This is a genomic window from Nonomuraea composti (assembly GCF_012034275.1).
Lineage (GTDB): Bacteria > Actinomycetota > Actinomycetes > Streptosporangiales > Streptosporangiaceae > Nonomuraea > Nonomuraea composti.
This window is the reverse complement of sequence record NZ_JAATEP010000137.1, coordinates 1-1,597: the sequence shown is the minus strand read 5'-3', so window position 1 is coordinate 1,597 and position 1,597 is coordinate 1. Positions and strand designations below refer to the sequence as shown.

Annotated in this window: 1 protein-coding gene; it reads left to right on the top strand. The window is 68.4% G+C overall.

All coding sequences use genetic code 11. The features are described from left to right. Positions 1–1,597 (top strand): chaperonin GroEL (gene groL, locus HCN51_RS57660; RefSeq protein WP_168022219.1); only part of this gene is annotated, 1,597 nt, incomplete at both ends.

The window sequence follows — 1,597 nt, the reverse complement described above, 5'->3', positions numbered from 1 at the left end:
GAGGACGCCCGGCGCGGTCTCGAGCGCGGTATGAACCAGCTCGCCGACGCCGTCAAGGTGACCCTCGGCCCCAAGGGCCGCAACGTCGTGCTGGAGAAGAAGTGGGGCGCTCCCACGATCACCAACGACGGTGTGTCCATCGCCAAGGAGATCGAGCTCGAGGACCCTTGGGAGAAGATCGGCGCCGAGCTGGTCAAGGAAGTCGCCAAGAAGACCGACGACGTCGCGGGTGACGGCACCACCACCGCCACCGTGCTCGCCCAGGCGCTGGTGCGTGAGGGTCTGCGCAACGTCGCCGCCGGCGCCAACCCGATGGCCCTGAAGAAGGGCATCGAGGCCGCCGTCGAGCGCGTCAGCGAGGAGCTCTCCAAGCTGGCCAAGGACGTGGAGACCAAGGAGCAGATCGCCTCCACCGCCTCCATCTCCGCCGCCGACGCCGAGATCGGCTCGCTCATCGCCGAGGCGATGGACAAGGTCGGCAAGGAAGGCGTCATCACCGTCGAGGAGAGCAACACCTTCGGCCTCGAGCTCGAGCTCACCGAGGGCATGCGCTTCGACAAGGGCATGACGTCGATGTACTTCGTGACCGACTCCGACCGCATGGAGGCCGTGCTCGAAGACCCGTACATCCTGATCGTCAACAGCAAGGTCTCCGCCAACAAGGACCTGCTGCCGCTGCTCGACAAGGTCGTGCAGTCCGGCAAGCCGCTGCTGATCATCGCCGAGGACGTCGAGGGCGAGGCCCTGGCCACCCTGGTCGTCAACAAGATCCGCGGCCTGTTCCGCTCCGTCGCCGTCAAGGCACCGGGCTTCGGCGACCGCCGCAAGGCGATGCTGAACGACATCGCGATCCTGACCGGCGGCCAGGTCATCGCCGAGGAGGTCGGCCTCAAGCTCGAGACCGCCACCCTCGACCTGCTGGGCCGCGCCCGCAAGGTCGTGGTGACCAAGGACGAGACCACGATCGTCGACGGCGCCGGTGACGCCGAGCAGATCTCCGGCCGGGTCAACGAGATCCGCGCCGAGATCGAGCGCACCGACTCCGACTACGACCGTGAGAAGCTGCAGGAGCGGCTGGCCAAGCTCGCCGGCGGCGTCGCGGTGATCAAGGCCGGTGCGGCGACCGAGGTCGAGCTGAAGGAGCGCAAGCACCGCATCGAGGACGCCGTGCGCAACGCCAAGGCGGCCGTCGAGGAGGGCATCGTGCCCGGCGGTGGCGTGGCGCTGCTGCAGGCCGGCGCCAAGGCGTTCGACAAGCTGGAGCTGAACGGCGACGAGGCCACCGGTGCCGCGATCGTCAAGAAGGCGCTGGAGGAGCCGCTCAAGCAGATCGCGGTCAACGCCGGTCTCGAGGGCGGCGTCGTGGTCGAGAAGGTGCGCAACCTCACCCCGGGTGAGGGCCTGAACGCGGCCTCCGGCGAGTACGTCAACATGTTCGAGTCGGGCATCATCGACCCGGCCAAGGTGACGCGCTCGGCGCTGCAGAACGCCGCCTCCATCGCGGCGCTGTTCCTGACGACCGAGGCCGTCATCGCCGAGAAGCCCGAGAAGACCCCCGCCGCTCCGGCCATGCCGGGCGGCGGCGACATGGACTTCT